We start from the raw sequence: 16,674 nt of genomic DNA, 5'->3' as shown, positions 1-16,674 counted from the left end.
GGCGGGGAGGGCGCCGCCGCGCGGGATGACGTCATGGCCGTTCGCGGAGTGCCCGTCCGCGTCGTACAGCGGGCATTCCTCGTTCCAGCCGGCGCCCGGCGCCTCCGCGCGCCCCTCCGGTCCGCTCACGACGGCGGGCGGCCCGAACGGTCGTCCTCACCGCCGCCCGCGGCGTCGTGCCCGTCGACGTCCTCGCCGTCCTCGTCGAGGTCGTCGTCCTCGTCCTCGTCCTCGTCAAGGCCGTTCTCGCGGTACGGGTTCGCGTCACCGGCCGGGGACGCGTCCTGCGCGGCCTTCGCCACCTCGGCGTCCTTGGCGCGGGCCTTCGCGAGCAGGTCGTCGATGTGCGCCGCGTTCTCCATCAGGGAGTCCATGACGAAGGTGAGGCTGGGCGTGTGCCGGACCCCGGTCTTCCTGCCCACCTCCGACCGGATGACGCCCTTGGCGCTCTCCAGCGCGGCGGCCGTCTCGGCTCGCTCGCCGTCCGACCCGTAGACCGTGTAGTACACGGTCGCGTCGCGCAGGTCGTTGGTGATGCGGGTGTCCGTCACGGTCACGAAGCCGAGCCGCGGATCCTTGATCCGCCTCTCCAGCATCTCGGCCACGATCTGCTGGATGCGGTCGGCGAGCTTACGCGCCCGAGCTGCGTCCACCATGATCGCACTCCCTTTCTGTGGTCTGACGACCCTTCCATGGTCTAACGATGACCTGGCCCGCGCTCCGTTTCGGCGCAGCTCAGTCCTCGTCGCTGAAAAGCCGTTGCCGCGCGGACAGCAGCTCTATCTCCGGGCGTCCGGCCACGAACCGTTCGCACTGGTCGAGCACCTGGGTGCAGTTGGCGGCGCTGCCGGACACCACCGCCACCCCGATCTCCGCCCTGCGGTACAGGTCGTTGCCGCCGGTCTCGGCGACCGCCACCGCCGGGAAGTGCTTGTGCACGTCGGCGATGATCGGCCGCAGGACGGCCCGCTTCTGCTTCAGCGAGCGGACGTCCCCCAGCAGCAGGTCGAGCGTCAGTGCACCCACGTACACCTGGTCGATCACCTCGGGATCTTCAGAAGATGGAACGACGGTGGTCACCCGCCGTGTTCCCGGCCCGCGGCCCCGAAGCGGGACGGGCCGGACATGACAGACGCCAGGCTAGAAGATCTGGCCGGCGCCGTGTCACACGAATAAACGATCACGTCGCGAGAGGCCCGGCCACGGTGGAGACGCGGGGACGTCTCCGCATCCGGCGACCGCCCCGGATTACAGGGCTCAGGGCCTCGGCCGTCACGTGAGCGCGTTACCTGGCCGGGGAGGTGGAGCCGGAGGCGAGCCTCCCCGGCCAGATCGCGAAGCGGTGCGGCGCTCACACAATCACGGCCAGGGGGTGCGAGCCGCCAGGCGAGCACCCCCTGGGCCGGGATTGCATGGATACGGGCCTCAGTCGCGGGGCTTCTCCCGCATCTCGAAGCACTCGATGACATCTCCGAGCTTGATGTCGTTGTAGCCCACGCCGATACCGCACTCGAAGCCCTCGCGGACCTCGGTCGCGTCGTCCTTGAAGCGGCGCAGCGACGACACCGTGAGGTTGTCGGCGACCACGACGCCGTCGCGGACGAGGCGGGCCTTGGCGTTGCGCTGGATGACCCCCGAGGTGACCATCGAGCCGGCGACGCTGCCGATCCGCGGCACCTTGAAGATCTCGCGGATCTCGGCGGTGCCGAGCTGGGCCTCCTCGAACTCCGGCTTGAGCATGCCCTTGAGGGCCGCCTCGATCTCCTCGATCGCCTGGTAGATGATCGAGTAGTACCGGATGTCGACGCCCTCGCGGTCGGCCAGCTCCTGCGCGTTGCGCTCAGGCCGCACGTTGAAGCCGATGATGACCGCGCCCTCGGACGCCAGCGAGAGGTTGACGTCGTCCTGCGTGATCGCGCCGACGCCGCGGCGGATGATCCGCAGGTTGACCTCCTCGCCCACGTCGATCTTGAGGAGGGAGTCCTCCAGCGCCTCGACGGAACCGGACACGTCGCCCTTGAGGATGAGCAGCAGCTCCTGCCGCTCGCCGCGCTCCAGGTCCTTGAACAGCTCTTCGAGGGAGCTGCTCTTGCGGCTCTTGAGCAGTTCGGCGTTGCGCTTGCGCGCGACCCGCTTGTCGGCGATCTGCCGGGCGACGCGGTCGTCCTCGACGACGAGGAAGTTGTCGCCCGCGCCGGGCACGGCCGCGAGGCCGAGCACCTGCACCGGACGCGACGGCCCCGCCTCCTGGACCGGCTCGAAGTTCTCGTCGAGCATCGCCCGGACGCGGCCGTGCGCCACGCCGCAGACGATCGAGTCGCCGACCTTGAGCGTGCCGCGCTGCACCAGCACGGTCGCCACGGCGCCCCGGCCCTTGTCCAGGTGGGCCTCGATGGCCGAGCCCTGGGCGGGCATCTCGGGGTTGGCCTTCAGGTCGAGCTCGGCGTCGGCGGTCAGGATGATCGCCTCCAGCAGCCCGTCGATGTTGAGCCGCTGCTTGGCGGACACGTCGACGAACTGGGTGGAACCGCCGAACTCCTCGGCGACCAGCCCGTACTCGGTGAGCTGCGCGCGCACCTTGTTCGGGTCGGCGCCCTCGACGTCGATCTTGTTGACCGCGACGACGATCGGGACCCCGGCCGCGGTGGCGTGGTCGATCGCCTCGGTGGTCTGCGGCTTGACGCCGTCGTCCGCGGCGACCACCAGCACCACCAGGTCGGTGGTGTCGGCACCGCGGGCACGCATGGCGGTGAACGCCTCGTGACCGGGGGTGTCGATGAAGGTGATCTTGCGGTCCTCACCGTCGACCTCGGTCTCGACCTGGTAGGCACCGATGTGCTGGGTGATGCCGCCGGCCTCGCCCGCCTGGACGTTGGCGCTGCGGACGGCGTCCAGCAGCTTGGTCTTGCCGTGGTCGACGTGACCCATGACGGTGACCACCGGCGGGCGGGACTGGAGGTTCTCCTCGCCGCCCTCGTCCTCGCCGTACTCGATGTCGAAGGACTCGAGAAGCTCGCGGTCCTCGTCTTCGGGGCTGACGACCTGGATGTCGAAGTCGAGCTCCAGGCCGAGCGCCATCAGGTCGTCGGGGTCGACGGACTGGGTCGCGGTGACCATCTTGCCGAGATGCATCATGATCGCGACGAGCGACGCCGGGTTGGCGCCGATCTTCTCGGCGAAGTCGGTCAGGGACGCGCCCTGCGGCAGCCGGATGGTCTTGCCGTTGCCGCGCGGAGCCGAGACGCCGCCGACGGCGGGCGCCTGCATGTTCTCGAACTCCTGACGGCGAGCCCGCTTCGACTTGCGCCCGCGTGCGGGACGTCCGCCGGGACGACCGAAGGCGCCCTGCGTGCCGCCGCGGCCGCGACCGCCGCCACCCGGACGGGGACCGCCGAAGCCGGGACGGCCACCGCCGCCGCCACCTCCGGCGCCCGTGCGGGGACCGCCGAAGCCGCCGCCGCCGGGACGGCCGCCGCCACCGGGACCGCGACCGCCGCCGCCCGGACCGCGGCCACCGCCGCCGGGGCCACGGCCACCGCCACCTGGGCCGCCACGACCGGGGGCACCGCCACCGGAGGGCCGCGAGGACGGCATGTTCATCGGGCTCGGACGCGGGCCGCCCGGACGGGGCGGCATGCTTCCGGGGCTCGGACGCGGGCCGCCGGCACCGGCGGGACCGCCCGGACGCGGACCGCCGGGACGCGGGCCGCCCGGAGCGCCACCGCCGCCGGGACGGTCAGCGCCGCCCTGGCGCGGCCCGGGACGCGGGCCCGGCTTGGGCGCCTGGCCCATGCCGCTGGCGTTCGAGCTGAACGGGTTGTTGCCCGGACGCGGCCCACCCGGGCCGCGACCGCCGCCGCCACCCTGGCGGGGGCCGGGACGCGGGCCCGGCTTGGGCGCGCGGGGACCCGGCTTCGGACCGCCTGCACCGCCCGGACCGCCCGGACCGCTGGGCGCGCGGGTTCCGGCACCGGGACCGGCGGGACCGGACGCGGGCGGGGCGCTCGGGCCCTGCGCCGCGGGCGCGTTCACCGGCGTGCCCGGCGCCGGCGGGACCGCCGGACGCGGCGGGCCCGGCTTCGGGCCGCCGCCTGGGCCGCCCTGGCCGCCCTGACCACCTGGACCGCCTGGACCGCCCTGGCCACCGCCCGGTGCACCCGGGGCCGGCTTGGGCGTGGACGGGCGCGGCGCGGCCGGCCGAGGGGCCTGCTGCCGCGCGCCCTGAGAATCGGAGGCGCCGCCGGAGGGACCCGGACGCGGCGCGGGACGCGGACCCGAAGAACGCTTCGGGGCTGCCCGCTTGTCCCCCTGCTGGGAGGACGACGAATTTGAGAAGGCTTCCTTCAGCCTGCGTTCGACCGGCGCCTCGATCGTGGAGGACGCCGACCTGACGAACTCGCCCATCTCCTTGAGCTTGGCCATGACGACCTTGCTCTCTACACCGAACTCCTTGGCGAGTTCGTACACCCGGACCTTCGCCACTGCACTCCCTACTCGGTCCGGGGGTGCGGCCTCCGGACCGTCGCTAACTTGCCGTACTCATCGCGGCGTGCTCATCGAGCGCTCATAGCAATCTCGACCTGCTTCCGACTAGACGTCGCTTACCATCGGCCATGTATCAGCCATCCTGCTGCCGCACGGCGTGTGCCGCAAGCCGAGCCCGCAGCGCACCGGCGTCGAGCGGCCCCGGAAGGCGAAACGCCCTCGGGAACGCCCGACGTCGCTCTGCGAGCTCGAGACATCCCGGATCGGGGTGCAGATGCGCGCCCCGTCCCGGCAGCCGCCCACGCGGATCGGGGACGATGACGCCCTCGACCACCACCAGGCGCAGCAGGTCGGACTTGACCGAACGAACCCGACAGCCCACACACGTGCGAACAGGGGCCGTCCGGCCACGTGACATGAGTCTACCGCGCCGACGCGTCGGCGGGACCTGTCGCATGGGCTCCTGGCGTAGAAGATCCAGATTCGCCGGGCTCGGCGCCCTTGGGCGCCGTCCGGCCTGGCGTGCCCGTTTCGCCGGAGCCGCCCGTTCCGGCGGTTCCGCCGGGAGCGGCCGCCTGTCCGGGGGTGGCCGTCTGCTCGGGCTCGGTGTCGGACCTGATATCGATCCGCCAGCCGGTGAGCCGGGCGGCGAGCCGGGCGTTCTGGCCCTCCTTGCCGATCGCGAGGGACAGCTGGTAGTCGGGCACGATCACCCGGGCGACCCGGGCGTCGGCATCGACCACCTCGACATGGGAAACCCGCGCGGGCGACAGCGCATTCCCGACGAACTCCGCGGGGTCCTCGGACCAGTCCACGATGTCGATCTTCTCGCCGTGCAGCTCGGCCATCACGTTGCGGACGCGGCTGCCGAGCGGGCCGATGCAGGCGCCCTTGGCGTTCACCCCGGCCTTCCGGGACCGTACCGCGATCTTGGTGCGGTGCCCGGCCTCGCGGGCGATCGCGGCGATCTCCACGGTGCCGTCCGCGATCTCCGGGACCTCCAGCGCGAACAGCTTGCGGACGAGGTTCGGGTGCGTCCGCGACAGCTGGATCGAGGGGCCGCGGTGGCCCTTGCGGACCTGCACGACGTAGGCGCGCAGCCGCTCGCCGTGCTCGTACTGCTCGCCGGGCACCTGCTCCTGCGGCGGCAGGACGGCCTCGATCTTGCCGAGGTCGACCAGCACGTTCCGCGGGTCCTTGCCCTGCTGGATGATGCCGCTGACGATGTCGCCCTCGCGCCCGGCGTACTCGCCGAAGGTCAGCTCGTCCTCGGCGTCGCGGAGGCGCTGCAGGATGACCTGCTTGGCGGTGGTGGCCGCGATGCGCCCGAACCCCGTCGGGGTGTCGTCGTACTCCCCGACGGCCTCGCCGGCCTCGTCGGTCTCGGTCGCCCACACGGTGACGTGGCCGCTCTGGCGGTCCAGCTCGACGCGGGCCTTCGGCGCCGCGCCCTCCGTCCGGTGGTAGGCGATCAGCAGAGCGTCTTCGATGGCCTTCACGGCCACGTCGAGCGAGATGTCCTTCTCGCTCTCCAGGCCCCGCAGGGCGGTCATGTCGATGTCCACGAGGTTCCCCCCTCTAGTCCGGCTCAGCCGGAGAACGCGTTCCCTCGGCCGTGCCCGCAGGGTGCTTGAACTCCACCTGCACGCGGCCGCGCCCCAGCTCGCCCAGGCCGAACCGGCGCCGGACCGTCTCCGTCGCGGCGGCGCCCTTCAACCCGGCCCTTCCCGGCCCGGCCGAGGCCGGCTCAGCGGACCTGCCGCCCTTGGCCCCGGCTCCCTTGTTCCGGCGCTTCTGGACGACGTCGATCTCCACGGCCTCGTCGTCGGCCGCGACCACGCGGCCTTCGATCTGGCCTCCCTCGGTCAGCGGCGCGACGACCAGCCGGCCGACGGCACGGCGCCAGTGCCGCGGCTCGGTGAGGGGGCGGTCGACGCCCGGGGAGGTCACCTCCAGCACGTACGGCGAGGTCCCCATGACATCGGTGGCGTCGAGCAGCTCCGACGCCGTCTCGCTGATCGCGGCGATGTCGTCGAGGCCGACGCCGTGGTCGCCGTCCACGACGACGCGCACGAGGCGGCGCCGCCCGGCGGGCCGGACATCAACCTCCTCCAGGTCGAAGCCCGCCTCGCCCACGGCGGGCGCGAGCAGCCTGGTCAGCTCGGCGGCGGCGTCGGCACGCGCCGGACGCCCCTGGCGCGCCGGGGCGTTCTCGAACTCGTCGTGCTCACGCCTGCCCCGGCCGCGCCCCCCTTGAGCGCGGCCGCCGCGGGACTCGACGCTCATGGGACCCTCCTCCTGTTGTGCCGCCTGCGAAGTGCACCCGCGTGCGCGGTGTACCCCGCTGCGGGACGCACCGCCTGCGATCGCGGATTTCGCCGCTCGTACCTTGACACCTCAAGACTATCGACAGCCGGGGACCGCAGCGGCTTTTCGATCGGCTCACCGGCGCGCCGGATATGGAATGCTTGAGCCGGCCCGATGGACGAGTCCCGGGCCCTGGCCGTTGAGGGCCGCCGCCACCACTCCACCGGGTGAGGAGACTCCCTTGCCAGAGGCCGTGTCGCGCCCGCCCGAACCCGTGCCGCATCCGTGCGAATCCATGTCGCACCCGCCCGAATTCGTGTCGCGGCGGGCGGTACTGGGGCGGGGAGCCGCGCTGGGGGCGGGCGTGCTCGCCCTGCCATGGCTCGCGGGCTGCGCGGCGGAGGCGGCGGCGCCGCACGCGGACCTGCCGACGCTGGTCGGGGCGATCGCGTCCGAGCAGAACCTGATCGCCACCTATGAGGCGGCCCGGTCGGTGAACGCGTCGCTGGCCGGACGGCTGGATCCCGTCCTGGCCCATCACCGGGAGCATCTCGCCGTCCTGAAGCGGCACTACGTGCCGGGGTCGGGTGATCGGGCCGACGAGGGCGGCGCCATTCCCCCTCCCACCGCCTCGCCCGTCCCTCGGGGCTCCGGCGCCCTCGTGGTGCTGCGGGAGGCGGAGGAACGTGCCGCCGAACAGCGCAGGGCGGAGGCGGCCAAGGCGGCTCCCGGGCTGGCCCAGCTGCTGGCGAGCATCGGCGCGTGCGAGGCGGGCCATGCGATGCGGGTGAAGGGCCAGGCTCCGGCGGTCCGGTCGAAGTCCGGCGCCGAGGCCGTCCAGACGGCGCTGGCCGCCGAGCACGCGGCCGTGTACGGGTACGGGGTGCTCGGGGCCCGGCTGCAGGGGCCGCTCAGGCAGATGGCGAAGGCCGTCTGGAACGCCCACCGGGCCCAGCGCGACGCGCTGATCTCGCTCCTGACCGGCACGCCGGTCGCCGCTGCGGCCGTGTACGAGCTGCCGGTCAAGGTCACCTCGGCGCGCAGCGCGGCCCAGCTCGCGGCGGTCCTGGAGGACGATCTCGTCCCCGCCTACGTCGGTCTCGCCGGCGTGTCCGCCCCTGACCTGCGGGCCTTCGCCGCCGACGGCGCGCAGCGGGCCATGGCCCGGTCGGCGGCCTGGCGCACCAAGGCGGGCGTCGCGGCGCCGCGGAACGCGTTCCCGGGGCTGCCGTCCACGGCGCTCTCCCCGCGCTCCGAAGCGGGCGAGTGATCTTCCGCACGGTGGGAACGAATCGCCCGGTTTATCGCGTTCATCCCTTTACATGGGGATGACTCGGGGGAGGAGTCCAGACCGGCATGACCACCATTCCTCAGCGAAGCGCCCTCGACGAACTCCGGGCCGCCTACCACGAACAGCTGAACCAGCTCGCCGCCGAGCGCGACGCCGCCCGCCGCCAGGCACGCAGGGCCCAGGCCCAGGCCGACGTGGCGCGGGCCGACCTCGCCAGCCTGAAGAGCCGCGTCCACGAGCTGCTGAACGCCGCCGCGCGGCACCTGCCGGATCTTCCGGCCGTGGAGGCTCCCAAGGGCTCGGGGGCTCAGCGGGCCCTTCCCGCCGCGCCCGCCACCGCCGCTGATTCCGCGGATTCCGAAGGCTCGGCGGAACGTCCGGCGCGAGCCGCCTGACCCGGGAGGAACGGCCCCCGCAAGGGCCGTCGGTGACCGCCGGGAACGCCGTTCCCGGCGGTCACCGCCGTCTGGCACGAGGCTGCGGGGCGAGGGCTGTAAGGTCGGGCGAATGACCGCGTACGGCCTTCTCGTCTCCCCCTCCCACAACCGGGTCTACGCCCAGGCCGCCGCCGGGCTGGTGAAGGCGGAGCTGACGGTGTTCGGCGAGCGGGCGCTGGGCGGGCGCGTCCGCGACATCGAGGAGACCGCGATCGGCGGCGTCCCGTACGTGACGTTCTCCGCCGACGAGCTGACGGACCAGGACGTCCGCCTCCTGTCGAACCTCTCGTCGCTGTACGCGCTGTTCCAGATCGAGGGCGGGCTTCTGCGTCCCGTCGCGCTCCAGCCGCTCGACCTGTTCGGCAGCGACCTCCTCACCATCCAGAAGTACTCCGGCAAGACGAACGAGTACTTCACCAAGCTGCTGCTGAACGTCACCGCCATGGCGACCGACTCCCCCATGGACCTCGTCGCCGGGCGTCCGCGCGTCCTCGACCCCATGTGCGGCCGGGGCACCACCCTCAACCAGGCCATGATGTACGGGCTGGACGCCGCCGGAATCGACATCGACGGCAAGGACTTCGACGCCTACGCCGCCTTCATCAAGACCTGGCTGAAGAACAACCGGGTCAAGCACCAGGCCGAGGTCACCAACATCAGGCGGGAGAAGGCCGTCCTCGGACGGCGCCTGCACGTGACGCTCGGGGCGTCCAAGGAGCGCTACAAGAGCGGCGAGACGATGGAGATCACCGTCGTGAACGCCGATTCGCTCAACGCCGGGAAGTTCTTCCGGCCGGGCTCGTTCGACCTGATCGTGACGGACGCGCCGTACGGCGTGCAGCACGGAAGCCGTCCCAGGGGCGCGCAGAGGCAGCAGGGGCGGAGGGGTAAGCCGCAGGACAAGCCGCAGTTGTCGCGCAGCCCGGTCGAGCTCCTCACGGCGGCCGTGCCCGAATGGGCCCGGCTGCTGCGCTCCGGCGGCGCCATCGGCATCTCGTGGAACACCTACGTGGGCCGCCGTGAGGAGCTCGCGGACGTCCTCGCGTCCAGCGGGCTGGACGTCCAGGACTCCGACGCCTACCGCGGGTTCCGCCACCGCGTCGACCAGGCCATCACCCGCGACCTCATCACCGCCCGCAAGCCCTGATCATCGCCCGTCGGCCCGATCGGCTGGTCATGGAGCGTGCCAGCGTTCGATGTGCGGGAGCAGCTCGTCCAGGCCGTGGATGAGGGCGTCGGGCGGCGTGAGGCCGGGCCGCTCGAAGGCGTGGGTGGTCTGGTGCCGGATCTGGACGGCGCGCAGCCCGGCGGACTTGGCGCCGTGGATGTCGTCGTAGGGGCGGTCGCCGACGTACACGCAGGAGGCGGGGTCGGTGGCGCCGACGGCGTCCATGGCGGCGCGGAACGCCTCGGCGTGCGGCTTCGTCCAGGGGATCTCGCTGGAGTAGACGGCGCCGTCGAGCAGGTGCAGGACGTCGTCGCGGGCGAAGATGCGCTCGTGCAGGTCGCGCGACCAGATGGTGTTGGACAGGACGCCGACCCTGATGCCGCGGTCGCGGAGGGCGTTGAACAGGCCGGGGACGGCGGGGTCGGTGTGGGTGTGCGGCGTCCAGGTCTCGAAGTGGGTGGCGAGGAGTGGCTCGGTGGGCTCGACGCCGGCGATCTCGAAGACCTCGGCGAGGGTGGCGCTGCGGTGCTCCTCGGAACCGCGGCGGAACAGCTCCAGCTCCGCCTCGGCGAGCGCCGCCGCGGCCTTCTCGACGTCGTCCGGGGGGAGGTGGGCGGTGCAGATCGCGCGCCACATGTCGGCCAGTTCGATGTCGTGCCAGGGGGTCAGCGTGCCGCCCCAGTCGAAGATCACAGCTTGTACGCCCATGCTCCGGATCGTAACCACCCGTCCGGCATGGGCGATCACACTTGACCGCGATGCCCGGGGAGTAGGGCGGCCGTCAGCGGGGATACCGGTCCGATCAGCGGAAACCGACGCGAACTGGAGGAACCATGAGGGCGCGCAAGCCCGGTGAGGCCAGGGACTTCCGCGACGACATCGACGACATGGGCGACAACACCCAGGACGAGCAGATCGGCCTGACGGAGGAGTACGTCACCGACCCGCCCGAGGAGCTGGAGATCGAGGAGCCGCGGCAGAGCAGGGACGGGCTGGGCATCACCGAGTACGAGCGGCAGGAGGCCCGGGAGGACGACGACGAGCGGCCCCACCCGGACACGCCCGCCGAGTCCGACGCCGTCAACCCCACCCGGAGACCGTGAACAACCCCCCGGAGACCGTGACCCCCGGCCCGGCCTGATCAGACGGGGCTGTTCTCCGGGGCCTTGAGGCGGGCCAAGACCTGGAGAGGGTCGGCCAGTACTTCGGCGAAGGCGAATTCGGCCGCGCCCACCAGGGTGGTGTCGTCGCCCAGGGCGGCGGTGCGGAGTTTCACCTTCTCGCGGGGGGCGGCCAGGGCGCCCGTAGCGAGAACGCTGCGAACCTGGGCGGCGGCACCCAGGTAGATGTCGCGGAGCGTCCCGCCGAAGACGACGAGGCCGGGGTTGAAGATGTTGACGAGGTTGGCGACGCCGAAGCCGAGCCACGTGCCGACGCGCTGCAGGGCCTCGCGCGCGACGATGTCGCCGGCGTCGGCGGACGCGACGATGTCGCGGACGGCGTCGCGCCCCGGCTGGCCCGGGATCTCCTCGCGTCCCGCGTGGGCGAGGAGGGTCCGCTCCCCCACCTCGGCCTCCAGGCAGCCCTTCGAGCCGCAGGCGCACGGCCGCCCGCCGGGATTGACGATCATGTGGCCGATCTCGCCGCCGTAGCCCTCGTCCCCGGCGAGCAGCCGGCCGTGCGCGATGATGCCGCCGCCGACGCCGACGTCGCCGTGCAGGTAGATCAGGTTGTCGGAGTTCACGCCAGCGCCGCGCTCGTGCTCGGCGAGCGCGCCGAGATTGGCGTCGTTGCAGACGGAGACGGGGATGCCGAGGCCGAGGCGGCGCGACAGCAGGTCGCCGAGCCGCAGGTCGCCGACGTCGAGGTTGGGGCCGAACATGATGGTGTCGTCGGAGCGGCGGACGGTCCCGGGGAACCCGACGGCGGCGCCGACGCAGACGGCGTCCCGCTCGGCCTTGCGGACGAGGGAGCGCGCCCCGCCGACGAGCACGCCGATCAGGTCGGCGGGGTCGGAGTCGCGGGACCGGACCCCTTCGCGGCGGTCCAGGACGACGCCGCCGAGCCCCACCCGCGCGACGACGAGCCGGTCGACGCCGACCTCGAACGCGAGGACGTAGACGCGGGTGGACTCGGGCCGGACGACCAGCGACGGGCGCCCGGCGCGCCGTCCGGGTCCGCGGGGCAGCTCCTCGCGGACGAGCCCGGCGGCGGTGAGGTCGGCGGTCAGCGCCATGATCGTGCTGCGGTTGAGGCCGAGGGACTCGGCGAGCGTGGCCCTCGACGCGGGCCCGCGCAGGTGGACGAAGCGCAGCAGAGTACCGAGGTTGTGCCGCCGGATGTCCTCCTGTGACGGCCCGCCCTTCATCATCGGACCGGCCCGGGTCGGCCGAGGCCCAGGTCGCCGCTGGTGCCCGAGGTGATCAGCTCCACGACCTGCCGGTGCGTGACGTCGGCGGTGCTGACCTGCGCGGCCATCCGGCCGAGGTACAGCGCGGCGATCCGGTCGGAGACCGCGAAGACGTCGTTCATGTTGTGCGAGATCAGCACGACGGCGAGGCCCCGGTCGGCGAGCCGCCGGACGATCTCCAGCACCTGCTGGGTCTGCGCGACGCCGAGCGCGGCGGCGGGCTCGTCCAGGATCACGACCTTGCTGTCCCACAGGACGGCGCGGGCGATCGCGACGGTCTGCCGCTGCCCGCCGGACAGCGTCGAGATCCGCCGCCGGACGGACCCGATCGTCCGGACGGAGAGGCCCGACAGCGTCGTGCGGGCCATCTCCTCCATCGTGTCCTCGTCGAGCGCGAGGCCGCGGCGCTGCTCCCGGCCGAGGAAGAGGTTCTCGACGATGTCGAGGTTCTCGCAGAGCGCGAGGTCCTGGTGGACGATCTCGATCCCGAGCCGGGTGGCGTCGCGGGGGCTGGAGACGCGCACCGGGCGTCCCTCGAAGCGGAACTCGCCCGCGTCGAACGGGTGGATGCCGCCGATGCACCGGACCAGGGTGGTCTTCCCCGCGCCGTTGTCGCCGACGAGCGCGGTGACCTCGCCCGGGTACGCGGAGAACGCGACGTCGTGCAGGACCTTCACGGAACCGAAACTCTTGTCGATGCCGCGCAGATCCAGAGCTGGCGTCACTGACATGCCGAGGGGCTCCCACCGTGCCGCACCGCCGCCGCGCGCCAGGCGGTCGTGGTCCGTGAGCGTATCAGCAGCGTTCCACGGCCCGGAACCGTCGTCCGGGCGGCCCCAGGCGGGCGGAGAAGGGGAGCCGGCGGGGCGGGCCGGCGGCTCCCGCCCGTTCGCGGCCGGGTTCACGGTCATCTCCCCGTGCTCGACCGCCGGCGCCTCGCCAGCGCGTCGATGCTCGCCGCCAGGAGGAGCACCAGCCCGGTGATCAGGTAGCTGAGGTAGGCGCTGGTGCCGAGCAGCCCGAGCCCGTTGTCGATGAGCGCGATGACGAGCCCGCCGAGGACGGCGTCGCGCGCCTTGCCGCGCCCGCCGAACAGGCTCGTCCCGCCGATGACGGCGGCGCCGACCGCGTACAGCAGCGTGTTCCCGCCGCCCGCGCTGGTGGCGACGGAGTTCAGCCGGGACGCGGCGACGATGCCACTGACCGCCGCCAGCCCGGACGCGATCATGAAGACGGAGATCCGGATGCGGGTGACGTTGATCCCGGCCCGGCGGGCGGCCTCGGCGTTGCCGCCGACCGCGTAGATGTGCCGCCCGTAGGCGGTCCGGCCGAGCACGAACGTGCAGACGATCAGCAGCGCGCCGACCAGCGGCACGCCCCACGGGATGCCGCCGAGCGTGATCAGCGGGCTGGGGGCGCGGTCCAGGCTGAGCACGTAGGTGCTGATCAGCAGGGCCGCGGCGACGACGGCGCACTGCGCGATGACGAACTCGACCGGCTTGGAGTGCAGATGCCGGACGCGCTGGCGCCGCCACCGCAGCAGCTGCGCCGCGGTGTACCCGGCGGCGCAGACGCCCGCGAGGGCCCAGCCGAGCCAGATCGGCATGTTCTTGTTGGACAGCGCGACGATGACGTCGTCGCGGACGGGCACCGTCCCGCCCTCGCCGATCAGCCGCAGCGTGACGCCCTGCAGGCCGAGGAAGAACGCGAGCGTGACGACGAACGACGGGATGCGCAGCACGGACACCAGCCACCCGATGGCCGTGCCGATGACGATGCCGATCGCGATGCCGCTCAGCACGGCGGTGTACCAGGGCTGCCCGGCGTCGGTGATGAGCTTGGCGAGCACCGCCGCGCACAGCCCGCTGGCGACGCCGGCGGCGAGGTCGATCTCGCCGAGGAGCAGCACGAACACCAGGCCCATCGCGAGGATCGTGATGGGCATCGCCTGCACGGACAGGTTCGCCATGTTGCCCGTGCTGAGGAACGTGCCGGGCTTCAGCACGGTGAACAGCACGACCAGGGAGACCAGGCCGAGGACGGCGGGCAGCGCGCCGAGCTCGCCCGCCTTGATCCGGTGCCAGTAGTCGAGCAGCGCGGACGCCATGTCGTGCTCGCGCCGGTCGGTGGCGAAGTCCGCGTCCGCGAGGGTCATGGTCTTGGCGCCCTTGGTGAGGTCGTCCGGGATGTCGGTGGACACCTGCGTCCTCCCTTCAGATGTTCTCGGCGGCGGTCCGCGGCGCGAGGCCGAGATCGCCGGAACGGCCGGCGGTGATGAGTTCCACGACCTGGCCGGGGGTGACGTCGGCGCGGGCGACGTCCGCCGCGACCCGGCCGAGGTAGAGGGCGGTGATGCGGTCGGCCACCTCGAACACGTCGTTCATGTTGTGCGAGATGAGCACGACGGCGTGGCCGGTGTCGGCGAGCCGCCGGACCAGGTCGAGGACCTGCCGGGTCTGCGCGACGCCGAGCGCGGCGGTGGGCTCGTCCAGGATGACGACCTTCGACTTCCACAGCGCGGCCTTCGCGATCGCGACGGTCTGCCGCTGCCCGCCGGACAGGCTCGCGACCTGCTGCCGGACGGACTTGACCGTGCGGATCGACAGCCGCGCGAGCGTCTCGCGGGCGGCCTCCTCCATGGACGGCTCGTCCAGGACGAGGCCCTTGCGGCGCTCCCGGCCGAGGAACATGTTCTGCACGATGTCCAGATTGTCGGCGAGCGCGAGGTCCTGGTAGACCACCTCGATGCCGAGTTCGGACGCGGCGCGCGGGCCGTCGACGGTCACCGGGCGCCCGTCGAACTCGATCCGCCCGGAGTCGAAGGGGTGGATCCCGGCGATGCACTTGATCAGCGTGGACTTGCCCGCGCCGTTGTCGCCGACGAGGGCCATCACCTCGCCGAGCCGCACCGTGAAGTCGACGTCGTGCAGCACATGGACGGCGCCGAAGCTCTTGTTGAGCCCGGTCAGGCGGAGGACGGGGTCTCCGTTGTCTGCCACGTGTCTCCTTCCGTGTCTCCCTGACGGGTGGTGCTCGTGGCGGGCCCCTGCGTCCCGGGTTTCCGGGGTGAGCCGGGACGTCCCCAGCGGATCGGGGCCCGCCACGAGGTCAGCGCGGGCGCGCTATCGGATGCCCGCGTCCGCGCACTTGGCGGCGTAGGCGCCCTTGCAGAGGTCCGCCTTCTTGATGAAGCCGTCGTCGACGACCTGCTTGACGTTGTCCTTGAAGACGGGGATGGGGGTGAGCAGCACCGACGGGACGTCCCGCTTGCCGGTCGGGTCGTTGACCGTGCCGTTCGTCTCGGCCTTCCGGCCGTTGATCAGGGACACGGCGAGCTTGGCGGCGGCGTCGGCCTCCTGCTTGACGGGCTTGTAGACCGTCATGCACTGGTTGCCGTCCAGGATGTTCTGCAGGCCCTCCAGCGTCGCGTCCTGTCCGGTGACCGCGACCTGGCCGGCCTCCTTGTTCTTCTTGAGGATCGACACGACCGCGCCGCCGAGCGCGTCGTTGGCGGCGACGACACCGTCGATCTTGCCCTGCTGCTCCGTCCACATCTGCTCGAAGATCGTGGCGGCCCGCTCGGCCTTCCACTCCGGGACGGCCTGCTCGGCGACCTTCGTGTAGGTCGCCGCCTTGTCGAGGACGCTGTGCGCGCCCTGGGAGAACAGGGTCGCGTTGTTGTCGGTCGGCGCGCCGTTCAGGTAGACGATGTTCGACTTCTTCTCGCCGAGGCACTTCTGCAGGCCCCTGCCGAGCTCCTCGCCGACCTTCACGTTGTCGAACGACACGTAGTAGTCGGCGACGCCGCCGAGCGTGAGCCGGTCGTAGTCGATGGTCTTGACGCCCTGCGCCTGCGCCTTGCGCTGGACGGCCGCCGCGGAGTTGGAGTCGAGACCGTCCACGATCAGGACGGTGACGCCGCTGGTGAGCATCTGGTCGGCGATCGTCTGGAAGCGCTGCGCCGAGCCTTCGGCGTTCTGGATGTCGTAGCCGACGCCCGCCGCCTTGAACGCCTGCTCCAGGTAGGGCCGGTCGAAGCTCTCGTACCGGACGGACGACGTCGTGTCGGGCAGGATCACGCCGACCTTGCCCTTGGCCGATTCGGAGCCGCCGCCGGACTCGCCGGAGTCGTCCCCGCACGCGGTGAGGGTGAGCGCCGCGGCCGCCGTGAGCGCCGTCAGGCTGAGGATCCCCTTGCGCATAGCCCGGGTCCTTTCTGGGGGTGGCCGCGCCGTGCCGCGGCCGGGGGGTGAGGCCGAGATGCCGGTGCCCGAGGCCACCGACGGGAATGTTGTGCCCCGCAACATATGTCGGCCTTGTCCGTCACGCCAGACCCAGTTCCCGCCTGATTTGTTGTCGGCGGTAACAATCATGTAACGCGAGATCAATGGGAACGTCGCCCTCGCCCACGAGGCCGCCAGCCACGGGCACGTACCGGGCGCGGCACGTCCGAATGTTTGGCGCGCCAACATTCACCCGCCCGGCGCGTGGCCGTACCAGGGCAAGAGCAGCCGGGGCGGCAAGTTCAACCAGCGCGATCAGCGCGCGGCACGACCAGCCCGCAACGCGATCGGGG

General features: G+C 72.3%; 17 protein-coding genes. 4 read left to right on the top strand and 13 right to left on the bottom strand.

Annotated elements, in window-relative coordinates; all coding sequences use genetic code 11:
* Positions 1-125: 125 nt before the first annotated feature.
* The 6 genes from rbfA to rimP form a co-directional block, all read right to left on the bottom strand.
* Entirely contained in the window at positions 126-656 is a 531-nt protein-coding gene (rbfA, locus tag E1264_RS27005; RefSeq protein ID WP_132178248.1) for a 30S ribosome-binding factor RbfA, read from the bottom strand.
* 79 nt (positions 657-735) lie between these two features.
* A complete protein-coding gene (locus E1264_RS27000; protein ID WP_243711199.1) occupies positions 736-1,044 on the bottom strand; it encodes a DUF503 domain-containing protein in 309 nt (102 codons plus the stop codon).
* Positions 1,045-1,425: 381 nt separating this feature from the next.
* The gene (gene infB, locus E1264_RS26995) at positions 1,426-4,482 is read right to left on the bottom strand and encodes a translation initiation factor IF-2 (protein ID WP_132178247.1); all 3,057 of its coding nucleotides are present in this window, start codon (positions 4,480-4,482) and stop codon (positions 1,426-1,428) included.
* Positions 4,483-4,618: 136 nt separating this feature from the next.
* On the bottom strand, positions 4,619-4,903 hold the full coding sequence (locus E1264_RS26990; RefSeq protein WP_132178246.1) for a YlxR family protein: 285 nt from the start codon (positions 4,901-4,903) through the stop codon (positions 4,619-4,621).
* A 4-nt stretch (positions 4,904-4,907) separates the two neighbouring features.
* Positions 4,908-6,038, bottom strand: a complete 1,131-nt coding sequence (nusA, locus tag E1264_RS26985; protein ID WP_132178251.1) for a transcription termination factor NusA — start codon at positions 6,036-6,038, stop codon at positions 4,908-4,910.
* A gap of 25 nt (positions 6,039-6,063) precedes the next feature.
* Entirely contained in the window at positions 6,064-6,645 is a 582-nt protein-coding gene (rimP, locus tag E1264_RS26980) for a ribosome maturation factor RimP (protein WP_347813425.1), read from the bottom strand.
* 388 nt (positions 6,646-7,033) lie between these two features.
* On the opposite strand from rimP, the gene E1264_RS45460 reads away from it, so the two are divergent.
* The 3 genes from E1264_RS45460 (at position 7,034) to E1264_RS26965 (ending at position 9,667) form a co-directional block, all read left to right on the top strand.
* The gene (locus E1264_RS45460; RefSeq protein WP_243711198.1) at positions 7,034-8,062 is read left to right on the top strand and encodes a ferritin-like domain-containing protein; all 1,029 of its coding nucleotides are present in this window, start codon (positions 7,034-7,036) and stop codon (positions 8,060-8,062) included.
* Between the two features lie 86 nt (positions 8,063-8,148).
* Positions 8,149-8,478 carry a hypothetical protein gene (locus E1264_RS26970; RefSeq protein WP_132178244.1) on the top strand — a complete coding sequence of 110 codons (330 nt, stop codon included), beginning with the start codon at positions 8,149-8,151 and terminating at the stop codon, positions 8,476-8,478.
* 112 nt (positions 8,479-8,590) lie between these two features.
* Positions 8,591-9,667: an SAM-dependent methyltransferase gene (locus E1264_RS26965; RefSeq protein ID WP_132178243.1), complete on the top strand. Its 1,077-nt coding sequence runs from the start codon at positions 8,591-8,593 to the stop codon at positions 9,665-9,667.
* A gap of 27 nt (positions 9,668-9,694) precedes the next feature.
* On the opposite strand, the gene E1264_RS26960 is transcribed toward E1264_RS26965, so the two are convergent.
* Positions 9,695-10,396, bottom strand: coding sequence for an HAD family hydrolase (locus E1264_RS26960; protein ID WP_132178242.1), 702 nt, complete (start codon positions 10,394-10,396; stop codon positions 9,695-9,697).
* A gap of 125 nt (positions 10,397-10,521) precedes the next feature.
* Between E1264_RS26960 and E1264_RS26955 the strand changes: the two genes are divergently transcribed.
* The gene (locus E1264_RS26955) at positions 10,522-10,791 is read left to right on the top strand and encodes a hypothetical protein (protein ID WP_132178241.1); all 270 of its coding nucleotides are present in this window, start codon (positions 10,522-10,524) and stop codon (positions 10,789-10,791) included.
* Positions 10,792-10,829: 38 nt separating this feature from the next.
* Here the strand turns inward: E1264_RS26955 and E1264_RS26950 are convergent, their stop codons facing one another.
* From E1264_RS26950 to E1264_RS44755, 6 genes are all read right to left on the bottom strand, one after another.
* Positions 10,830-12,056 (bottom strand): ROK family transcriptional regulator, encoded by a 1,227-nt coding sequence (locus E1264_RS26950; RefSeq protein WP_132178250.1) that lies wholly within the window; start codon positions 12,054-12,056, stop codon positions 10,830-10,832.
* On the bottom strand, positions 12,056-12,829 hold the full coding sequence (locus tag E1264_RS26945) for an ATP-binding cassette domain-containing protein (RefSeq protein WP_132178240.1): 774 nt from the start codon (positions 12,827-12,829) through the stop codon (positions 12,056-12,058). Before E1264_RS26945 ends, E1264_RS26950 begins: the two co-directional genes overlap by 1 nt.
* 176 nt (positions 12,830-13,005) lie before the next feature.
* Positions 13,006-14,298 (bottom strand): ABC transporter permease, encoded by a 1,293-nt coding sequence (locus tag E1264_RS26940; RefSeq protein ID WP_243711197.1) that lies wholly within the window; start codon positions 14,296-14,298, stop codon positions 13,006-13,008.
* A gap of 13 nt (positions 14,299-14,311) precedes the next feature.
* Positions 14,312-15,097: an ATP-binding cassette domain-containing protein gene (locus tag E1264_RS26935; RefSeq protein WP_132178239.1), complete on the bottom strand. Its 786-nt coding sequence runs from the start codon at positions 15,095-15,097 to the stop codon at positions 14,312-14,314.
* 123 nt (positions 15,098-15,220) lie between these two features.
* Complete coding sequence (locus tag E1264_RS26930; protein WP_132178238.1) at positions 15,221-16,300, bottom strand: substrate-binding domain-containing protein; 1,080 nt, start codon at positions 16,298-16,300, stop codon at positions 15,221-15,223.
* A gap of 121 nt (positions 16,301-16,421) precedes the next feature.
* Positions 16,422-16,674 (bottom strand): hypothetical protein (locus E1264_RS44755; protein ID WP_207936272.1); only part of this gene is annotated, 253 nt, incomplete at its 5' end.

The organism is Actinomadura sp. KC216 (assembly GCF_004348535.1).
Classification (GTDB): Bacteria; Actinomycetota; Actinomycetes; order Streptosporangiales; family Streptosporangiaceae; genus Spirillospora.
The sequence above is the reverse complement of the archived record's forward strand: the minus strand, read 5'-3'. Positions and strand labels throughout refer to the sequence as shown.